We start from the raw sequence: 16,350 nt of genomic DNA, 5'->3' as shown, positions 1-16,350 counted from the left end.
ACGTAGTAGGGCCGACGCGCAGCAGATCGTGAACAGGTTCTAAGACTGCCGGCTATACATCCGGCACTCGGCCAATAGCGCCAGCAGGTTCGGGTCGCGCTCCTTGGCCTTGAGAAAGACCACGCCGATATGCTGCTGCAGGTGGTACTTGGCCTGTAGCGGAATCAGCTTCACCCGGTTCTCGTACACCGCCGCCACGCGTCCTGGCAGCAGTGCATAGCCAACCCCGGAGCTGACCATGCTGAGCAGGGTGAAGATGTCCTTCACCTGCATCGCCACCTTGGGTTCGAAGCCGGCCTGCTGGAACACCCGCTCGCCGTCACGGAAGGTGGCGTAGCCCTGGGTCAGGGTGATGAAGGTCGAGTCGCGCAGATCGGCCAGGTCCACCTCGGCGTGATCGGCGAAGGGCGAGTCGTTCGGTGCGGCGAGGAAAATGTCGTCGGAGAACAGCGCCAGCTGCTCGCAGTCCGGGTCGCTGACGCTGTCGTCGAGGGCGATCAGGATGGCGTCCAGCTCCATGTTCTTCAGCTTGTATAGCAGGTCGACGTTGGAGCCGAGCACCAGGTCGATGTTCAGCTCGCTGCGCCGCAGCTTCAGGCCCATGATCAGTTGCGGCACGGTCTTCACCGTCAGCGAGTAAAGCGCACCGAGCTTGAAACGCTCGGCGCCGAAGCCCGCTGCCTCGCGGGTCAGGCGCACCATCTCCTGGGCGTCCTGGATCAGTTTCTGGGCTTTCTCTTCCAGCACATAGGCACTCTCCAGCGGAATCAGGTTGCGCCCCTCGTGCTTGAACAGCGGGCAGCGCAACGCGCTTTCCAGCGAATGGATGGCGCGGTGCACGCTGACATTGCTGGTCTGCAGCTCGCTGGCCGCGCGCGCCAGGTTGCCGCTGCGCATGAAGGCGAGAAAGACCTCCAGCTTCTTCAGGGTCAGTTCTTCATCGATCAGCATCGGCCTGTCCTTTTCCAGCGATAGGCGATTGTGCCGTATCCGCGTGGGGGAGCGGTGATTGGTAGGTGCGACTTTGGTTGCAGACGGCAATGTCTGGAATGCCCCCTTGTTTGTTATTTCAATAGTGTTGATGTGAGTGGTGGGCAGGGGCTACCGTACGGGCAGTCTTGCATCGGTACAGGTCAACGCCTGCGCCCTGCGCCGTTCCTGTTTGAGGAGTACCGCCATGAACGATTTCGCGTCGCTATCCGCGACCTCCGGCCTGAAGGCCCTGCAAGCCCTGATTCGCGGCGAACTGCCGGCGCCTTCCATCGGCGAGACCATGGGTATCCATGCGGTGCAGGTGGAGGCGGGCAGCATCACTCTGGAGGGCCGTCCGGATCAGCGTCACCTGAACCCAGCCGGGGCCGTGCATGGCGGTTTCGCGGCCACCTGCCTGGACGGCGCTGCGGCGCTGGCACTGTTCTCCACCCTGGAGGCGGACGTGCCGCACTCGACGGTGGACCTCAACGTCAAGTACGTGCGTCCGTTACGCCCTGGCGAGGTCTACCGGGTGCGCGGCTGGGTGGTCGAGCGCACGCGTAGCCTGGCGATCTGCGACGCGCACATCCTCGATGCACAGGGCAAGCTGTGCGCCAAGGCCACCACCACCTTCGTCATCGGAGCGGCCAAGGCATGAAGGAACTCATGGTTCAGGGCCCTGGCCAACTGGCCTGGGTCGAGGCGCCCGATCCACAACTTGCTACTGCGGCCAGTGCACTGGTCAGGCCCATCGCCTCGGCCTCCTGTGATCTGGATCGCCGTCTGATCGCTGGCACCACGCCGTTCAAGCCGCCCTTCGCGCTGGGTCACGAATGCGTGGCCGAGGTGCTGGAAGTCGGGTCGGCCGTGCGCAACCTGCGCCGTGGCGATCTGGTTTCGGTGCCCTGGAAGATCGCCTGCGGCAGCTGTGCCCAATGCCTGGTCGGGCGCTCCAGCGCCTGCACGGCAGTGCCGCGCATGGCCGCCTATGGTGTGCCTGCTGGCGGTCACTGGGGTGGGCTGTTCTCCGAGTTGGTGATGGTGCCGTTTGCCGACGCCATGCTGGTGCCATTGCCGGAGGGACTCGACCCCGTGGCGGTGTCCAGCGCCAGTGACAACCTCACCGATGCCTGGGTGGCCGCCAGCCGGCCGCTGGCCACCCGTAAGGATGCCCGTGTGCTGGTGGTCGGCGGCACGGAAAGCCTCGGCGTGCTCGCCGTGCAGATGGCACGGGCCGCCGGTGCGGCCAGCGTGGATTACCTCGACGATCATCCGTTGCGCCAGCAGCTTGCCGCGCGCAGTGGCGCCGGTGTCGACCTGGCAGGGCGCGACCTCGACCGCAGCTATGACCTGGTGATCTCCGCCACCCGTGATCATCAGGCGTTGCGTCGTGGTCTGCTGGCGCTGGCACCGGGCGGGCATTGCTCGTGCATCGGCATCATCTTCGATGATCCGAAGATTCCGCTGTTCGACATGTATCTGCGCGACGTCACCTTTTCGGTCGGTGCCTGCAGCGTGCAGCAGCACATCCCCAAGGTGCTGGATCTGGTGCACAGCGGCTGCTGCGACCCGCTGCTGGTCAATCCGCAGGTGGTGGGCTGGGAGGACGCGCCACAGGCGCTGATTCAGCCGCTGACCAAGTGCATCGTGGTGCGCGAGCGCATCACCTGAAACGGATCAATTCAGATGCTCGGCAAGCGCCAGCATCACCCGGCGCCAGGCGTCCTGACCGTCGGTGTCTATGGTGGCGAAGGCATCGCGTAGGGTGCGCCGCTCGAGCTCGGTGGCTTCGGCTTCCAGCGCCGTGCCTGCCTCGCTCAGGGCCAGCAGCTTGAAGCGATGCCGACCTGGTTCGCGGGTGTACTGCACCAGGGCCTGCTCGAACAGGTGCGACAGCGGACGATGCAACGCCTGATTACTGACGCCCAGGGTGATGGCCAGTTCTCCGATGCTGATTGCATCGGAGCGGGCGATCACATACAGAATGCGGTGGTGAACACGAGACAGCCCGCGCGCCTCGAGAAAGCGGTCGGCCTCCACCGTCAGGCCGCGGAAACCGAAATGCAGCAGCTCGAGGCTATGGTCCAGTGGGTCCAGAGATTTCAGGTTCACGGACGCCGTATTGATCTTTTTCTCGATGACCATGGGATATTCACGCCGCTTGAGGTAGCGAACAGCCTAAGGCCTCCACCCGCTTCATCACAACACGACACAGGAACATGCACATGCAGCTGATCTACGCAGCGGCTTCACCCTTCGCCCGCAAGGTGCGCGTGCTGGCCGCAGAAACCGGCCTGCTGGATCGAATCGAACTGCTCGACACTGCCGTACTGCCGACCACGCTCAACGAGCGGGTCAACAGCCTCAATCCGCTAGGCAAGATTCCGGTGCTGCTGACCGATGACGATGAGGCGCTATACGACAGCCGGGTGATCTGCGAATACCTCGACACCCTGCATCCGGGGGCGAAGCTGCTGCCTAGCGGCACGGCGCGCTGGCAGGTGCTGCGTCTGGCTGCACTGGCCGACGGCCTGATGGATGCGGCCCTGCTGGCGCGTTACGAGCGTGCAGCGCGGCCAGCCGAGCTGCAATGGCCAGCCTGGCTGGATGGCCAACTGGGCAAGGTGCAGCGTGCGCTGACGGAGCTGGAGCGCCAGGTCGAACGACTACAGGGCCCGCTCGACTTGGCGCAGATTGGCGTGGCCTGCGCGCTGGGCTACCTGGACTTCCGCTTCGCCGACCTCGACTGGCGCGCCGCCCATCCGGGTCTGGCCGCCTTTCAGCAGGCCTTCGCCCAGCGCGCCTCAATGCAGGCCAGTGTGCCGGTGTGAGCAGCGGTACGAAAGGCGTGTGATTTGCCTCTCCGTCATGAAAAGTCAAAGAGGTGTGGGCTCTCGTGCAAGGCTTCCTGAATCGATATTGATAAGCCAGTATTGCGGCGGACTCGCCCTCTTTGACTGGACATTTAATTGACGCTCTATGAGGGCGTAGTGCCATCTGTCTGGGATTTTTATCGGAAAATTGACAGTCTGTTGGTTGGGCTGATTCAATGCCGATACATATAAGTGTCACGATTGTGCTCAAAGCCCAGGGGTCGACTAGAGTTTCAGCACGTGACGGGGGGAGGCCTCACCGGAGGTTTCCGAGAGAAGTAGGCGTGCCAACGCTTTCCAGTTCAGTGGGTTGATCAGTTGAAATTCTCAAATGGAATAGCTGGGCTTTTCAGCCTGGCCGTTGCGTTTTTCGCTAGCACAGCACTTGCCCAGCCCTCCAGCGTAGCTTTCTGGTACGCCGATGAGCCACCGCTTCCCGAACTTTCACAGTTCGAGTGGGTGGTTGTTGAGCCCGGACATGTCTCCGCTTCCGACCTCGCTTATCTCAAGGCCCAGGGGCGCACGGTGTTCGCTTACCTGTCGGTCGGTGAATACCATGGCGATATCGCTGCGGCTGGCTTGGCGAGCGCTGCCAGCAGCATCAGAAACAATGCCTGGAACAGTCAGGTCATGGATCTCGATGCGTCTGCCTGGCGCGACTATCTCCTTGGCCGAGCCAGTGCTCTGAAAGGGCAAGGTTACGACGGTGTTTTTCTCGATACACTGGACAGCTTTCACCTCCAACCCAAAGCTTTTCAGGAGCCTCAGCGCGTTGCTCTGCAAAGTCTTCTGCAGCAAATGCATCGTCGCGAGCCCGAGCTCAAGTTGTTCTTCAATCGCGGCTTCGATGTTCTACCCGAGCTGCCGGGCGTGGCTTCTGCCGTAGCCGTAGAGTCCCTCTATGCAGGGTGGGACGCCGCAAGTGGCGGTTATCGCCAGGTGCCGCAAAGTGATCGCGACTGGTTGCTGCCGCACCTCGATGACGCGCGGTCAAAAGGCATCCCGGTCGTGGCGATCGAATACCTGCCCCCAGAGCGGCGCAAGGAGTCACGCGAACTTGCTGCTCGCCTGGTTCGTGAGGGCTTCATTCCCTACATCACGTCGCCTGAATTGAATGCGTTGGGGATGAGTTCCATCGAGGTGCAGCCACGCCGCATCGGTCTGGTCTATGACCCTCGGGAAGGCGAGGTCGAAGACAACCCCGGCCATATCTATCTTGGTGGGTTGCTCGAGTACCTGGGCTATCGCGTCGACTACTGGCCTGCCGACGCCTCGTTGCCGCAGCGTTCGCTCAAGGGACTGTATGCCGGCGTCGTGGTCTGGATGACCAGTGGCGCCCCGGAGAAGCGCGACATCTTCGAGGATTGGCTGAACAAACGGCTCGATGAACAGGTACCGCTGGCTTTCTTTTCCGGTCTGCCGCTGGACAACGACAGCCTGCTCAGCCGTCTTGGTATTCGCACCCTATCGCAGCCAATTGCCGATGACGCCGTGCTGGAATCGCATGATGCCGCGCTGGTCGGTGGGTTCGAGGCGCCCATGCGCTTGCGTACCCGGGAGCTGCCGGCGCTGACGGTTACCAATCCTGATGTGAGCCAGGCCGCTGTGGCTCTGCGTAGCGGTGAGAGGCGCTATGTACCTGTCGCTACGGGCAGTTGGGGCGGATACGTGCTGACTCCCTATGTATTCGAGGAAGGGCTGGATCACCGTCGCTGGATTGTCGACCCCTTCGCTTTCCTCCAGCGTGCCTTTGCCTTGCCTTCCATCCCCAGACCCGACACGACGACGGAAAACGGTCGACGTATCGCCACCGTTCACCTCGATGGTGATGGTTTCGTTTCGCGCGCTGAAGTAACCGGTACTCCCTACTCCGGTATCCAGGTACTGGATGATTTCATTACCCCCTATCCGTTGCTGACTTCGGTGTCGGTGATCGAAGGCGAGGTCGGCCCCAAGGGCATGTATCCGCACCTGGCTCGTGAGCTGGAGCCGATCGCCCGCAAGATCTTTGCCGATCCCAAGGTCGAGGTTGCCAGCCATACCTTCAGTCACCCGTTCTTCTGGCAGCCGGAGAAGTCATCGCAACGTGAAGACTTCGAGGCGCAGTACGGCTACATGATGGCCATTCCGGGCTACAAGACGCTGGACATGCAGCGCGAGGTCGTGGGCGCGCGCGACTACATCAACCAGCGCCTGACCACGCCTGAAAAGCCGGTGAAGATGATCTTCTGGTCGGGTGATGCCATGCCCAGTGCAGAGACGCTCAAGCTGGCGTATGACAGCGGTCTGCCCAACGTCAATGGCGGCAATACGGTTCTGACCAATGCCTACCCTTCGCTGACCGGCCTCTATCCTTTGATTCGTCCGACCTCCGGAGGCCTGCACTTCTACGCGCCGGTAATCAACGAGAACGTCTATACGAATCTATGGACAGGTCCCTACTACGGTTTCCGTGGTGTACAGGAAACCTTCGCGTTGACCGACAGCCCACGCCGCCTGCGAGGCTTTCACCTGTATTACCACTTCTACTCGGGGACCAAGCAGGCCTCCATTCGGGTGATGAAGCAGACCTATCAGGCCATGGTCGACAGCCAGCCCCTGTCGCTGTGGATGAGCGATTACATCAAGCGGGTAGAGGGCCTCTACCGAGCGAGCCTGGCCAAACGTAGCGATGGCGCGTGGTTGGTCAGGGGGCTCATGGGCATGCGCACGCTGCGTCTCGACCCGGCTCTGGGCTGGCCCGACCTGTCGCGCTCCGAGGGCGTTGCGGGTGTGCGAGATCTGCCGCAGGGGCGGTACGTGCACCTCAGTGGATCTGAGGCCGTGCTGGCGCTGCGCGAAACGCGTGATCCGCGTCCGTCTCTTGAGGAGGCCAACATCCCGCTGACTGACTGGCGTTACAGCGATGACAGAAACGTCACGTTTTCCTTCGAGGGAGAGTTTCCGCTGACGTTCAGCGTTCGCTCGGACAGGGCGTGTCAGGTTCAGGTGGGGAGCAGTCGCTTTCAGGCGAAGGCTGACAAGGGTATCTGGCACTTCGAGTTGCCAATGAAGCGGGTGAGAGATGGAAAGCTTATCTGCAACTAATAAACGTGAGCGCCAGACGCGCCTGCTCAACCCATGGATGATCGTGCTTGTCGCGCTCTTCGTGATTGCGCTGCTGGCCCTGTCCTACAAGAGCGAGGATGTATTCCTTCCGGCCGCCGATTCGGCGCCTGATGCTGTGGCCATCAGCTATACCGAGCTGCTGATCAAGGCACACCCCGAGGATGACCAACTGCGGCTGAGGCTGATCGATCAGTTGATTCAGGTCGGTGACTTCAAGCGTGCCCGCGAGTACCTCGAACAGCTGCAAGGCCGCCTTTCGGCCATTACCCCATTCTATGTGGTGATGCTGGATATCCTCAGGGCTCAGGCCGATCCGGACGGTATCAGCGACGCGCAGCGTACGCAGCTGATCGATGAACTGCGGGCGCTGAACATCGCTGACCTGGATAACTCCATGCTGGAGCGCACTGCGCGTTATGCGCTGGAGATCGGTGGTCTGGATGTGGCCGTGAAATCCTACAAGGCGCTCGCCGAGCGTGATGCCGAGCGACGCACCCACTGGCTGGGCGAGGCTGCCCTGTGGAGCCTGGCGAACAATGACCAAAGTGGGGCTGCGCAGCTCTACTTGCAACTAGCTGCTGCAGAGCCGGATGCGCAAAAGCGAGTCGAACACTTGCGTGAGGCATTCAACGCTTTGCGTGCTGCAGACCACTCTGCGCAGGCCGCGGAGCTTCTGGCTGAGCATCTTGGTGAGCTGGATGCCGAGCAGGAATCGCTGGATTGGCTTGCCGAAGGTGTGGACGCTGCACAGGCGGCGCAGCGCTTCGATCTTGCCGAGACCTTCGTTCAGCACTGGTTGAACCTGAAGTCCGATGATCATCGGGCACTCAATGCCGATTTCCGCCTCAGTCTGGCATCCGGTGCCATTGAGCGTGCCTGGCAGCTCGGGCCGCAACTGCTGGCGCAGGCTCCCGATGACTTCGAGTTGATGGCTGAACTGGCACGCCTGGCTGAGTGGACCGGGCATACCCAGCAGGCATTGAATTACTGGGTTCAGATGCTGGCTCATCAGGAAGACCCGGCCATGCGTGAGCGTGTCTGGCGCTACGCATTGCAGCTGTTCGATTTTGATCAGGTGGTCAGTACGCTCTCGGCCATCGACCGTCAGCGGCAGATGACGGATCAGGAAGTGGACACGCTGGTATACAGCCATGAGGTCCGCGGCACTCCTGAAGACGCAGAGTCCTGGCTACGGGCTTATCTGCAGCGCTACCCCAATCATCTGTTTGCCCGCAAGCGCCTGCGCATGCTGCTGGAGAATACCCAGCAGCTCGACAAGGAAGCTGAGCTCTGGGCCAGCATGGCTGAGCGCACGAGCCTCACCACCGAAGATCGTATCCGCTGGGCCAAGGTGTATTGGAACCTCTTTCAGCCTGAGAAGGCCTGGGCGGTATTGACCGCCGTGGACGACAGCGCGGTGGATGACCCGCAGTACTGGCAGTTACGCGCTGACCTAGCCTGGAAACTTGAGCGGGATGCCGATGTTCGTGCGGCTTACGAGCGTCTTGTCAGCCTCGACGTGCCGTTGGGCAGGGATGATGAAGATCGTCTGATAAGGATCTATTGGGACAAAGAGCCGCGCCGTGCCCTGCAGGTCCTTGTTGAAAGTTGGCGGCGCACCGGCAGGGTGGCGCGGTTGACAGTGGCATTGCAACTGGCCGAGACCTTGCGTGACTGGGATACGCTCAGAGCGCTCCTGGCTGAAGCGGAGCAGTCGCCGGCGGGCCGTAGCAGTTCGCAGTACTGGCTCGCCCGTGCTGCGCTCGCCGCCCAGGATGGGCAATACGAACAGGCCAACGCGTTCTACAAGCAGGCTCTGGCCCAGTTCCCGGAAGACAACCTGGTACGTCAGCGCATGCTCTGGTTCTACATCGACAATGCCCAGCGCGATGTCCTTGCAGCGCTGCTGCCGCAATGGCGCTCACGGGCTGTGGCTGACAGTCGTCTGTGGTTGCCCTATGCGACCGGCCATATGATGCTCAACAACACTCGCGAGGCCTTGCTCTGGTTCCGTCAGCACCTCAAGTCCAATCCATCTGATCGTTTGGCGCTGGCTGCTTACGCCGATGCTGCCGAGGCTGCTGGTTATGCCGACCTGGCCTGGCGCCTGCGTCGCCAATTGCTCAAGGATATGGACCGTTCGCGCATCATCGCTACACCGGAAGGTTATGCCATGTATCTGCGCCTGCTCGCCGGTAGCCAGGGCTCGTTGGTATCGCTGTCGCAAGCCAAGCAGTTGTGGAACGGCGAACAGGCGACGTTGCAACTCTGGTTCGAACATTTCCTCGAGCGGCTGGACGCGGGCAACCAGGCGGCACTCAAGGACGACTGGCTGGCGTGGGGTGCTGCGCGTGGCCTTGAGCCAGGTAACTACGATCAGATTCAGCAGGCGCTGCGCAGCGATAACCGTGAGCAGATGCAGCGTCTTCTGCAGCGCGGCGGCCTGGACGTAGCACATCAGGTCGAGGTTCTCGCTCGCCTTGGGCATGACGGCGAGGCATTGGCCACTGCGCTCAGCGCCCAGGGCGATGAGCAACCGGTATCCATTCGCCAGCAACTGCTCTATCAGGCCACCGGTATGCTGGAGCGCTCACCGCAGGGTATTCAGCTGGGATGGCAGAAGATGGACTTCGGCGACCTGGATATCTCCGGACCTCGCTTGCGCGTTGCGCGCAATCTGGGCGACGACTGGTATGCCGATCTGCAGCTCGACCAGATGCGCTACGACAGCGCCAACCTGGACAGCGCGGTGATGGGTAATGAGCGCAATCTCAAGCTGCATACCCGTCGAGAGCTTTCCGATGGCGATCTCAGTCTGTACCTCGACAGCAGTCTGCGCGATGACGATGACCGCCATGGCCTGGGCTTTGAGCGGACCTGGCGTCTGAGTTCGCGAGATGAGCTGGGCATCGCAGTGGATTGGCACCGGCAGGCCGATGACACCGGGCTATTGCGCGCCCTGGGTATGCGTGACGGCCTGGGCCTGAGAGGTCAGCACGGCTTTTCCGCGCGTGACCAGCTGAGCTGGTCGATCACTCACAGCCGCTACAGCTCGAGAAGCGGCGATGCGCTCGGCACTGGCAATGGCGTATCCGTCGAGTGGGGGCACATGCTGTTCTTCGACGACCCTTCCTGGCTGCTGCGTACCGGCCTCGATTACCAGAAGAACAGTGTCGAGAGCGAGGTTCCCAGTGAACTTCTGAGCGCCAACGGAGGCGCCTACATACCCTTCGATACCACGCCGGGGGCGACGATCCTGGGCGAGGAGCTCATGCAGGATCGTTACGGCCAGGTTTACGTCGCCAGCACCTGGCGCCGAGGCTTCCCCGGCGCACTGAATCGAACCCGTCCACAGTTCACCTGGATGGTCGACACCATTGCCGGCTGGCAGTGGACGGAAAAGCAGTTCAACTACGGCATCAACCTGGGGGTTGGCGTCGAGTTGTTCGGTGATGACGAGTTGGCTGTGACCCTCGGCTATCAATCCGCTCCCCGTGGTGGAGAGGGTGATGCCGGCGGGTCCATGGGTATTACCTACAGCACCCGTTTTGGGCGCTAAGCAAGGATTCTCAAAGGAGGAATGACGATGCAAATCATCCGTTGCCTGACCCTGGTGGTCATTGCAGCACTCGCGACCGGGTGCTCGAGCTTCACCCGTGAAAGTGGCCAGACGCTGCCGCGCAACGCTGCCTGGGGCGTCGCGCCACTGGTCAACTACGCCCAGACTCCGCAGGCCGGTGAGCGCGCAGAGCAGATCCTGATCAGCATCCTGGCCGAAGAGGGCGTGCGTCCGCTGATGTATCCTCAGGCGCCGCGTCAGGACCTGTTGCTGCAGGACGACCGTGAGCGCCAGATACAGGCGCTCGACTGGGCGCGCCAACAGCGTCTGGCTTACGTGATCACCGGTAGCGTCGAGGAGTGGCAGTACAAGAATGGCCTCGATGGCGAACCCGCTGTGGGCGTCAGCCTGCAGGTGCTGGAGCCGGCTACCGGGCGCGTGGTCTGGAGCTCGAGCGGCGCCCGTGCGGGTTGGTCGCGCGAGAGTCTGGCGGGGGCGGCGCAGAAGGTGCTGCGTGAGCTGGTCGGTAACCTCGACTTCGAGTAATGACGATGCAGTCTGCCCACAAGGATTTCATTCTTGCGCCGAGGGCCAGTGGCCGTGTTTCCTGGTGGGAAACCTGTCTGCTGAGCCTCCTCGCCCTAGGTTTCGGCTACTGGCTATCGCCGGACGACCCCCTGCTCGTGGTGGCGTCGTTCCCCTGGATGATTCTCGTACCGATCCTGCTCGGCGTTCGTTACGGATTCCTGCAGGGGCTGTTCAGCGCCGCACTGCTGATTGCTGCGCTGTTCGTGTTTCGGCTGTCAGGCTGGGAGCTCTATCTGGACATCCCGGCGTCCTTCATCGTCGGCATGTTGCTCTGCAGCATGCTGGTCGGTGAATTCCGCGACATCTGGGAGCGCCGCCTCGAGCGACTCAGTCTGGCCAACGAGTATCGCCAGCTGCGGCTCGATGAGTTCACCCGCTCCCACCATATCCTGCGCATCTCGCATGATCGCCTGGAGCAACGTGTAGCGGGCAACGACCAGAGTCTGCGCAGCTCACTCCTGAGCTTGCGCGAACAGTTGCGTGCCTTGCCGGGTGATCGAGACGCCCTGAAGACCCTGGCCGATACGGTCATCTCCCTGCTTGCCCAATACGGCTCGTTGCGAGTGGCGGGGCTCTATCGGGTCACGGACAACGCTCAAGTCGACCCCCGAGCGCTGGCCACGCTGGGGGAAATGGGCGAGCTGAACGGCAACGATGTGCTGTTGCGCCAGTGCCTGCAGCGCGGCGAGCTGGTCAGTGTGCGTTCCGAGGTGCTGGATCGTGGCGAAGGCGTCCGGCATTCCGCGTTGCAGGTCTGTGTGCCGTTGATCGATACCGAAGACCGCATTCTGGCAGTGCTGGCGATTCAGCAGATGCCGTTCTTCATGTTCCATGAGCGCAGTTTCAGCCTGCTGGCGATTCTCGCCGGGCATATCGCCGATCTGTTGATGAGCGATGCGCAGGCGCTGCAACTGCCAGATGCCGATGCCCAGCACTACTCGCAACTGCTCAAGCGCTCGCTGTCCGATGCGCGCGACCATGACCTGCCGGCCAGCCTATATGCGTTCGAACTCTCCGAGGAAAACGGAGAAGAGGTTCAGCGTCTTCTGGAAGGCAGCCAGCGCGGTCTTGATGTCCAGCTCAAGGTCATCAACGGTCGCGGCAGTCGCCTGGTGCTGGTGCTGCTGCCGCTGACCTCGGGTGAGGGCGCGCAGGGATATCTGGTGCGTATCCGCCAGCTTTTTGCAGAGCGCTTTGGCCAGGGCCGAGATTTTGATTCGCTCGGTGTACAGACGCATCAATTCCTGTTCGAGGGCGGTGATGAGCGGGATGCCTTGAGACACTTCCTCTTCAACGAGTGCGCATTGAATGATCAGCAAGTGGCTGTTTAGCGGCGCTGCGCTGCTTGAGGTCGGGAGCTGGGCCAGTGCGGTCAGCGATCTCCCGATTCATCAGGCTGCGTTGCTCTATGCCTCCGCGCATGGCCTGGGAAGCGCCATGCTGGCTGCCGGGATCTGGCTGCTGCTGCCGCGCCGCTATCGCTACCCCTTGCCTTGGAGCCTGCTGTTCATTTTCAGCGTCTCATTCTTCATCCCTTTGATTGGCATGATCGGCGTAGCGCTGGCGCTGTTTCCGGCCCTCTACTTGCCGCGCAAGCGCAAGGTTCAGTCCTGGGAGGCGACTGCCGTTCCCGAGCTGCCTTTCCGGCCGCGCGAGCGCAAGCAGGAGTTGATGTTCAGCGATGGCGGCCTTCAGGACGTGTTGCGTCACGCGCGTGACCCCGATCAGCGCCTGACGGCGATCTTCGCCACACGACGCATGCGTAGCAAGGAAGCCATTCCAATCCTGAAGCTAGCGCTGCGTGATCCATCTGACGACGTGCGTCTGCTTGCCTACTCGATGCTCGATCAGCGTGAAAGCCGAATCAACCAGCGTATCGAACACGCCTTGGCAGACATGGAAAGCGCCAGCACGGACCGCAAGTTCGCCCTGCATGGGCAACTGGCGCGTTGGTACTGGGAGCTCGCCTATGTCGGCCTGGCTCAGGGCAGTGTTCTGGAGCACGTGTTGCAGCAAGCCTGGAGCCATGTGATGGCGGCGCTGCAAGGCAACTCGGGTGGCGAACTGCACTTGCTGGCCGGGCGTATCGCCATGGAACAGGGCAATCTCGATGAGGCGTTGGCGCAGTTCGACCAGTCGGGGCAGGCCGGGATGGATGCGGTGCAGCTGGCGCCTTATCGGGCCGAGATCGCATTCCTGCGGCAACGCTATGCGGACATCCCGCAAATGCTGGCGACTATGCCGGCCGAGCTGTTGCAACGTCCTCCCTTCGCGGCATTGGCAAGATACTGGTTATGAGTGAGAAATCCGCTGTTCCCGACGTGCAGAGCGTCGATGTCTGCCTGTTGCTCGAGGGAACCTGGCCCTATGTGCGCGGGGGCGTGTCGAGCTGGATCAACCAGCTGATCCTGGGGCTGCCTGAGCTGACCTTCTCGGTGTTGTTCATCGGCGGTCAGAAGGAGGCCTACGGCAAGCGCCATTACGCCATCCCGGACAACGTGGTGCACATTCAGGAGCATTTCCTCGAAGACTCCTGGAGTTCGATTCCCACCACCAGTACCCGTGCGAGCGCAGAGCTGGCCGAGCTGATGCTGGATGTGCATCGATTCCTGCACAACCCGGAGGAGCCTAGCGCCGAGCAGGGTGATGCATTCGTCGATACTCTGGCTGCCGGACGCATCGGCCGTGAGGTCTTCCTGCAAAGTCGTGCCAGCTGGGATGCCATCGTCGACGGCTATACCCAGCACTGCGCCGATCCGTCATTCGTCAATTACTTCTGGACGCTGCGCTCCATGCAGGCGCCGCTATTCATGCTCGCGGAGGTATCTAGAACGCTACCGCGCGCACGCATGCTGCACTCGATCTCCACCGGTTACGCGGGGATGTTGGGCAGCGTCCTGCAGCGCCGTTGGGGTTGTTACTACCTGCTCAGCGAGCACGGCATCTATACCAAGGAGCGCAAGATCGATCTGGCGCAGGCGGGTTGGATCGCCGAAAGTCCCGACGAACGCCTGAGCACCGGCCTCGATGCGGAGGTCAGCTACATCCGCAGACTGTGGATCCGCTTCTTCGAGCGTATCGGGCTGATCACCTACCGATCTGCACACTCCATCATCGCGCTGTACGAAGGCAACAGGCGGCGTCAGGTTCTCGATGGCGCTCCCGAGGAGCGCACGCGGGTGATCCCCAATGGCATCGATCTGGCCAGTTGGGATCAGGCGCTGCTTAGCCGACCAGAAGGCGTACCACCGGTAGCCGGCCTGGTTGGGCGGGTGGTACCGATCAAGGACGTCAAAACCTTCATCCGCGCCATCCGTGGTGTGGTTAGCGTCATACCCGAAGCCGAAGGCTGGATCGTGGGTCCGGAAGAAGAAGATCCGGATTACGCGGCCGAGTGCCACAGCCTGGTGGCCAGTCTGGGGCTGCAGGACAAGGTGCGTTTTCTCGGCTTCCGCCAGGTGCGCGAAGTCGTACCGCAGCTGGGCGTGATGGTGCTGACTTCGATCAGCGAGGCGCAGCCGCTGGTGGTGCTCGAGGCTTGGGCGGCCGGCACGCCGGTGGTGACCAGTGATGTAGGGTCGTGTCGCGAGCTGGTCGAAGGCTCCACGGAGGAGGATCGCCAGCTTGGCTCGGCCGGTGAAGTGGTAGCAATTGCCGACCCGCAGGCCACCTCGCGCGCCATCCTCTCGCTGTTACGCAATCCCGAACGCTGGAAGGCGGCCCAGGCCGTCGGCCTGGAGCGTGTGCGACGTTACTACACCGAAGAACTGATGCTCGCGCGTTATCGCGAGTTGTATCGCGAAGGCACGGAGAGCGCGTAATGGCGGGTATAGGCTTTGAACTGAGGAAGATCCTGTCCAGGGACTCCTACACATCGACGATGCGCGCCTACCTGTATGCCGGCCTGATCAGCTCCGGCCCGTGGGTATTGTCGATCATCAGCGTGATGCTCATCGGTGTACTGAGCCTGGGGGCGGTGCTGCCGGAAACGCTGATCGGTCAGTTCCTGGTCACCGTGACGTACCTGATGGCCACTTCGCTGATACTTACCGGCGGGCTGCAGCTGTTCTTCACCCGCTTCGTCTCCGACCGGTTGTTCGAGAAACGCCTGGATCTGATCCTACCCAACCTGGTGGGCATACTGCTGCTGGTGACCATCGTTTCGGGGCTGCTGGCGATCTGTGTGCTGGGCCTGTTGTTCGATCAGTCGTTTTCCTATCGCCTGCTGGTGATGGCCAACTTCGTGGTGCTGTGCAACCTGTGGCTGGTGATCATCTTCCTGTCCGGGATGAAGGCCTACAACCGCATTCTCGGGGTGATGTTTCTCGGTTACTCGCTGATGGTCGCCTCGGCCTATCTGCTGCGCTTTCTCAATATCGACGGCCTGCTGCTGGGCCTGCTGATCGGTCACTCCAGCCTGCTGTTTATCTTCCTGTTCGACATCCTTCGCGAGTACCCGGCCGAGCGCCTGGTCGCGTTCGATTTTCTCAAGCGTCGCCAGGTATTCGGCAGTCTGTTGCTGACAGGGCTGTGCTACAACCTGGGCATCTGGATCGACAAGTTCATTTTCTGGTTCAACCCCTCGACTTCCGAAGCCGTGATCGGCCCGTTGCGGGCATCGATCCTCTACGACCTGCCGATCTTCCTCGCCTACCTGTCGATCATCCCCGGCATGGCGGTGTTCCTGGTGCGTATCGAAACCGACTTCGCCGAGTGGTACGAGCGTGTCTATGACGCGATTCGCGGCGGGGAAACCCTGCAGCACATCGGCTGGCTCAAGGAGCAGATGATTCTGGCGATTCGTCAGGGCCTGATGGAAATCTGCAAGGTCCAGGGGCTGACTCTGGTTCTGCTGTTTCTGCTCGCGCCGCAGTTGCTGTCCTGGCTGGGTATCTCGCACTACTACCTGCCGCTGTTCTACATCGACGTGATCGGCGTGAGTATTCAGGTGGTGTTCATGGCCTTGCTCAACGTGTTCTTCTATCTGGACAAGCGTGCCATCGTCCTCGAGCTCTGCGTTCTCTTCGTCCTGGCAAACGGTGCGCTGACCTTGTTCAGCCAGATGCTTGGCCCGACTTTCTTCGGCTATGGCTTCACCCTGTCGTTGCTACTGTGCGTGCTCTTGGGGTTGTATCGTCTCAATGAGGCGCTGGACGATCTCGAGTTCGAAACCTTCATGCTCAGCCGCTAAGCAAGGCGACTCGTCCTGCATGCTCTGACACGGACTCAAGTGCGAGCGCACTTGCCCTT

12 protein-coding genes are annotated in these 16,350 nt (G+C 61.6%); 10 read left to right on the top strand and 2 right to left on the bottom strand.

Features of this window, described 5'->3' with window-relative positions; translation table 11 throughout:
* Positions 1–39: 39 nt before the first annotated feature.
* Positions 40–951, bottom strand: coding sequence for a LysR substrate-binding domain-containing protein (locus RTH74_RS07690; protein WP_316914270.1), 912 nt, complete (start codon positions 949–951; stop codon positions 40–42).
* Positions 952–1,177: 226 nt separating this feature from the next.
* On the opposite strand from RTH74_RS07690, the gene RTH74_RS07685 reads away from it, so the two are divergent.
* Together RTH74_RS07685 and RTH74_RS07680 are read left to right on the top strand one after the other, a co-directional pair.
* Positions 1,178–1,630, top strand: a complete 453-nt coding sequence (locus RTH74_RS07685) for a PaaI family thioesterase (RefSeq protein WP_316914269.1) — start codon at positions 1,178–1,180, stop codon at positions 1,628–1,630.
* A complete protein-coding gene (locus RTH74_RS07680) occupies positions 1,627–2,643 on the top strand; it encodes an alcohol dehydrogenase catalytic domain-containing protein (RefSeq protein ID WP_316914268.1) in 1,017 nt (338 codons plus the stop codon). Before RTH74_RS07685 ends, RTH74_RS07680 begins: the two co-directional genes overlap by 4 nt.
* A 6-nt stretch (positions 2,644–2,649) precedes the next feature.
* Here RTH74_RS07680 and RTH74_RS07675 read toward each other — a convergent pair whose 3' ends face one another.
* Positions 2,650–3,117, bottom strand: a complete 468-nt coding sequence (locus tag RTH74_RS07675; protein ID WP_316914267.1) for a MarR family transcriptional regulator — start codon at positions 3,115–3,117, stop codon at positions 2,650–2,652.
* Positions 3,118–3,197: 80 nt separating this feature from the next.
* Here RTH74_RS07675 and RTH74_RS07670 point away from each other — a divergent pair, with 80 nt between their 5' ends.
* The 8 genes from RTH74_RS07670 to pelG all read left to right on the top strand — a co-directional run bounded on the left by RTH74_RS07670 (position 3,198) and on the right by pelG (position 16,291).
* Positions 3,198–3,803, top strand: coding sequence for a glutathione S-transferase (locus tag RTH74_RS07670; RefSeq protein ID WP_316914266.1), 606 nt, complete (start codon positions 3,198–3,200; stop codon positions 3,801–3,803).
* A 360-nt stretch (positions 3,804–4,163) separates the two neighbouring features.
* Positions 4,164–6,932: a bifunctional glycoside hydrolase 114/ polysaccharide deacetylase family protein gene (locus tag RTH74_RS07665; RefSeq protein ID WP_420713127.1), complete on the top strand. Its 2,769-nt coding sequence runs from the start codon at positions 4,164–4,166 to the stop codon at positions 6,930–6,932.
* Positions 6,910–10,512, top strand: a complete 3,603-nt coding sequence (locus RTH74_RS07660) for a tetratricopeptide repeat protein (RefSeq protein WP_316914265.1) — start codon at positions 6,910–6,912, stop codon at positions 10,510–10,512. Before RTH74_RS07665 ends, RTH74_RS07660 begins: the two co-directional genes overlap by 23 nt.
* Before the next feature lie 27 nt (positions 10,513–10,539).
* On the top strand, positions 10,540–11,058 hold the full coding sequence (locus tag RTH74_RS07655; protein ID WP_045733695.1) for a hypothetical protein: 519 nt from the start codon (positions 10,540–10,542) through the stop codon (positions 11,056–11,058).
* Between the two features lie 5 nt (positions 11,059–11,063).
* Positions 11,064–12,431 (top strand): PelD GGDEF domain-containing protein, encoded by a 1,368-nt coding sequence (locus RTH74_RS07650; protein WP_316914264.1) that lies wholly within the window; start codon positions 11,064–11,066, stop codon positions 12,429–12,431.
* Complete coding sequence (locus tag RTH74_RS07645; RefSeq protein WP_316914263.1) at positions 12,409–13,398, top strand: HEAT repeat domain-containing protein; 990 nt, start codon at positions 12,409–12,411, stop codon at positions 13,396–13,398. The genes RTH74_RS07650 and RTH74_RS07645 overlap by 23 nt, the downstream gene beginning before the upstream one ends.
* Positions 13,395–14,921, top strand: a complete 1,527-nt coding sequence (gene pelF, locus RTH74_RS07640) for a GT4 family glycosyltransferase PelF (protein WP_316914262.1) — start codon at positions 13,395–13,397, stop codon at positions 14,919–14,921. Before RTH74_RS07645 ends, pelF begins: the two co-directional genes overlap by 4 nt.
* On the top strand, positions 14,921–16,291 hold the full coding sequence (gene pelG, locus RTH74_RS07635) for an exopolysaccharide Pel transporter PelG (protein ID WP_316914261.1): 1,371 nt from the start codon (positions 14,921–14,923) through the stop codon (positions 16,289–16,291). The genes pelF and pelG overlap by 1 nt, the downstream gene beginning before the upstream one ends.
* Positions 16,292–16,350: the final 59 nt, after the last annotated feature.

It is taken from the genome of Pseudomonas sp. zfem001, from assembly GCF_032621725.1.
GTDB lineage: Bacteria > Pseudomonadota > Gammaproteobacteria > Pseudomonadales > Pseudomonadaceae > Aquipseudomonas > Aquipseudomonas sediminis.
This window is presented reverse-complemented; position numbering and strand designations above follow the sequence as displayed.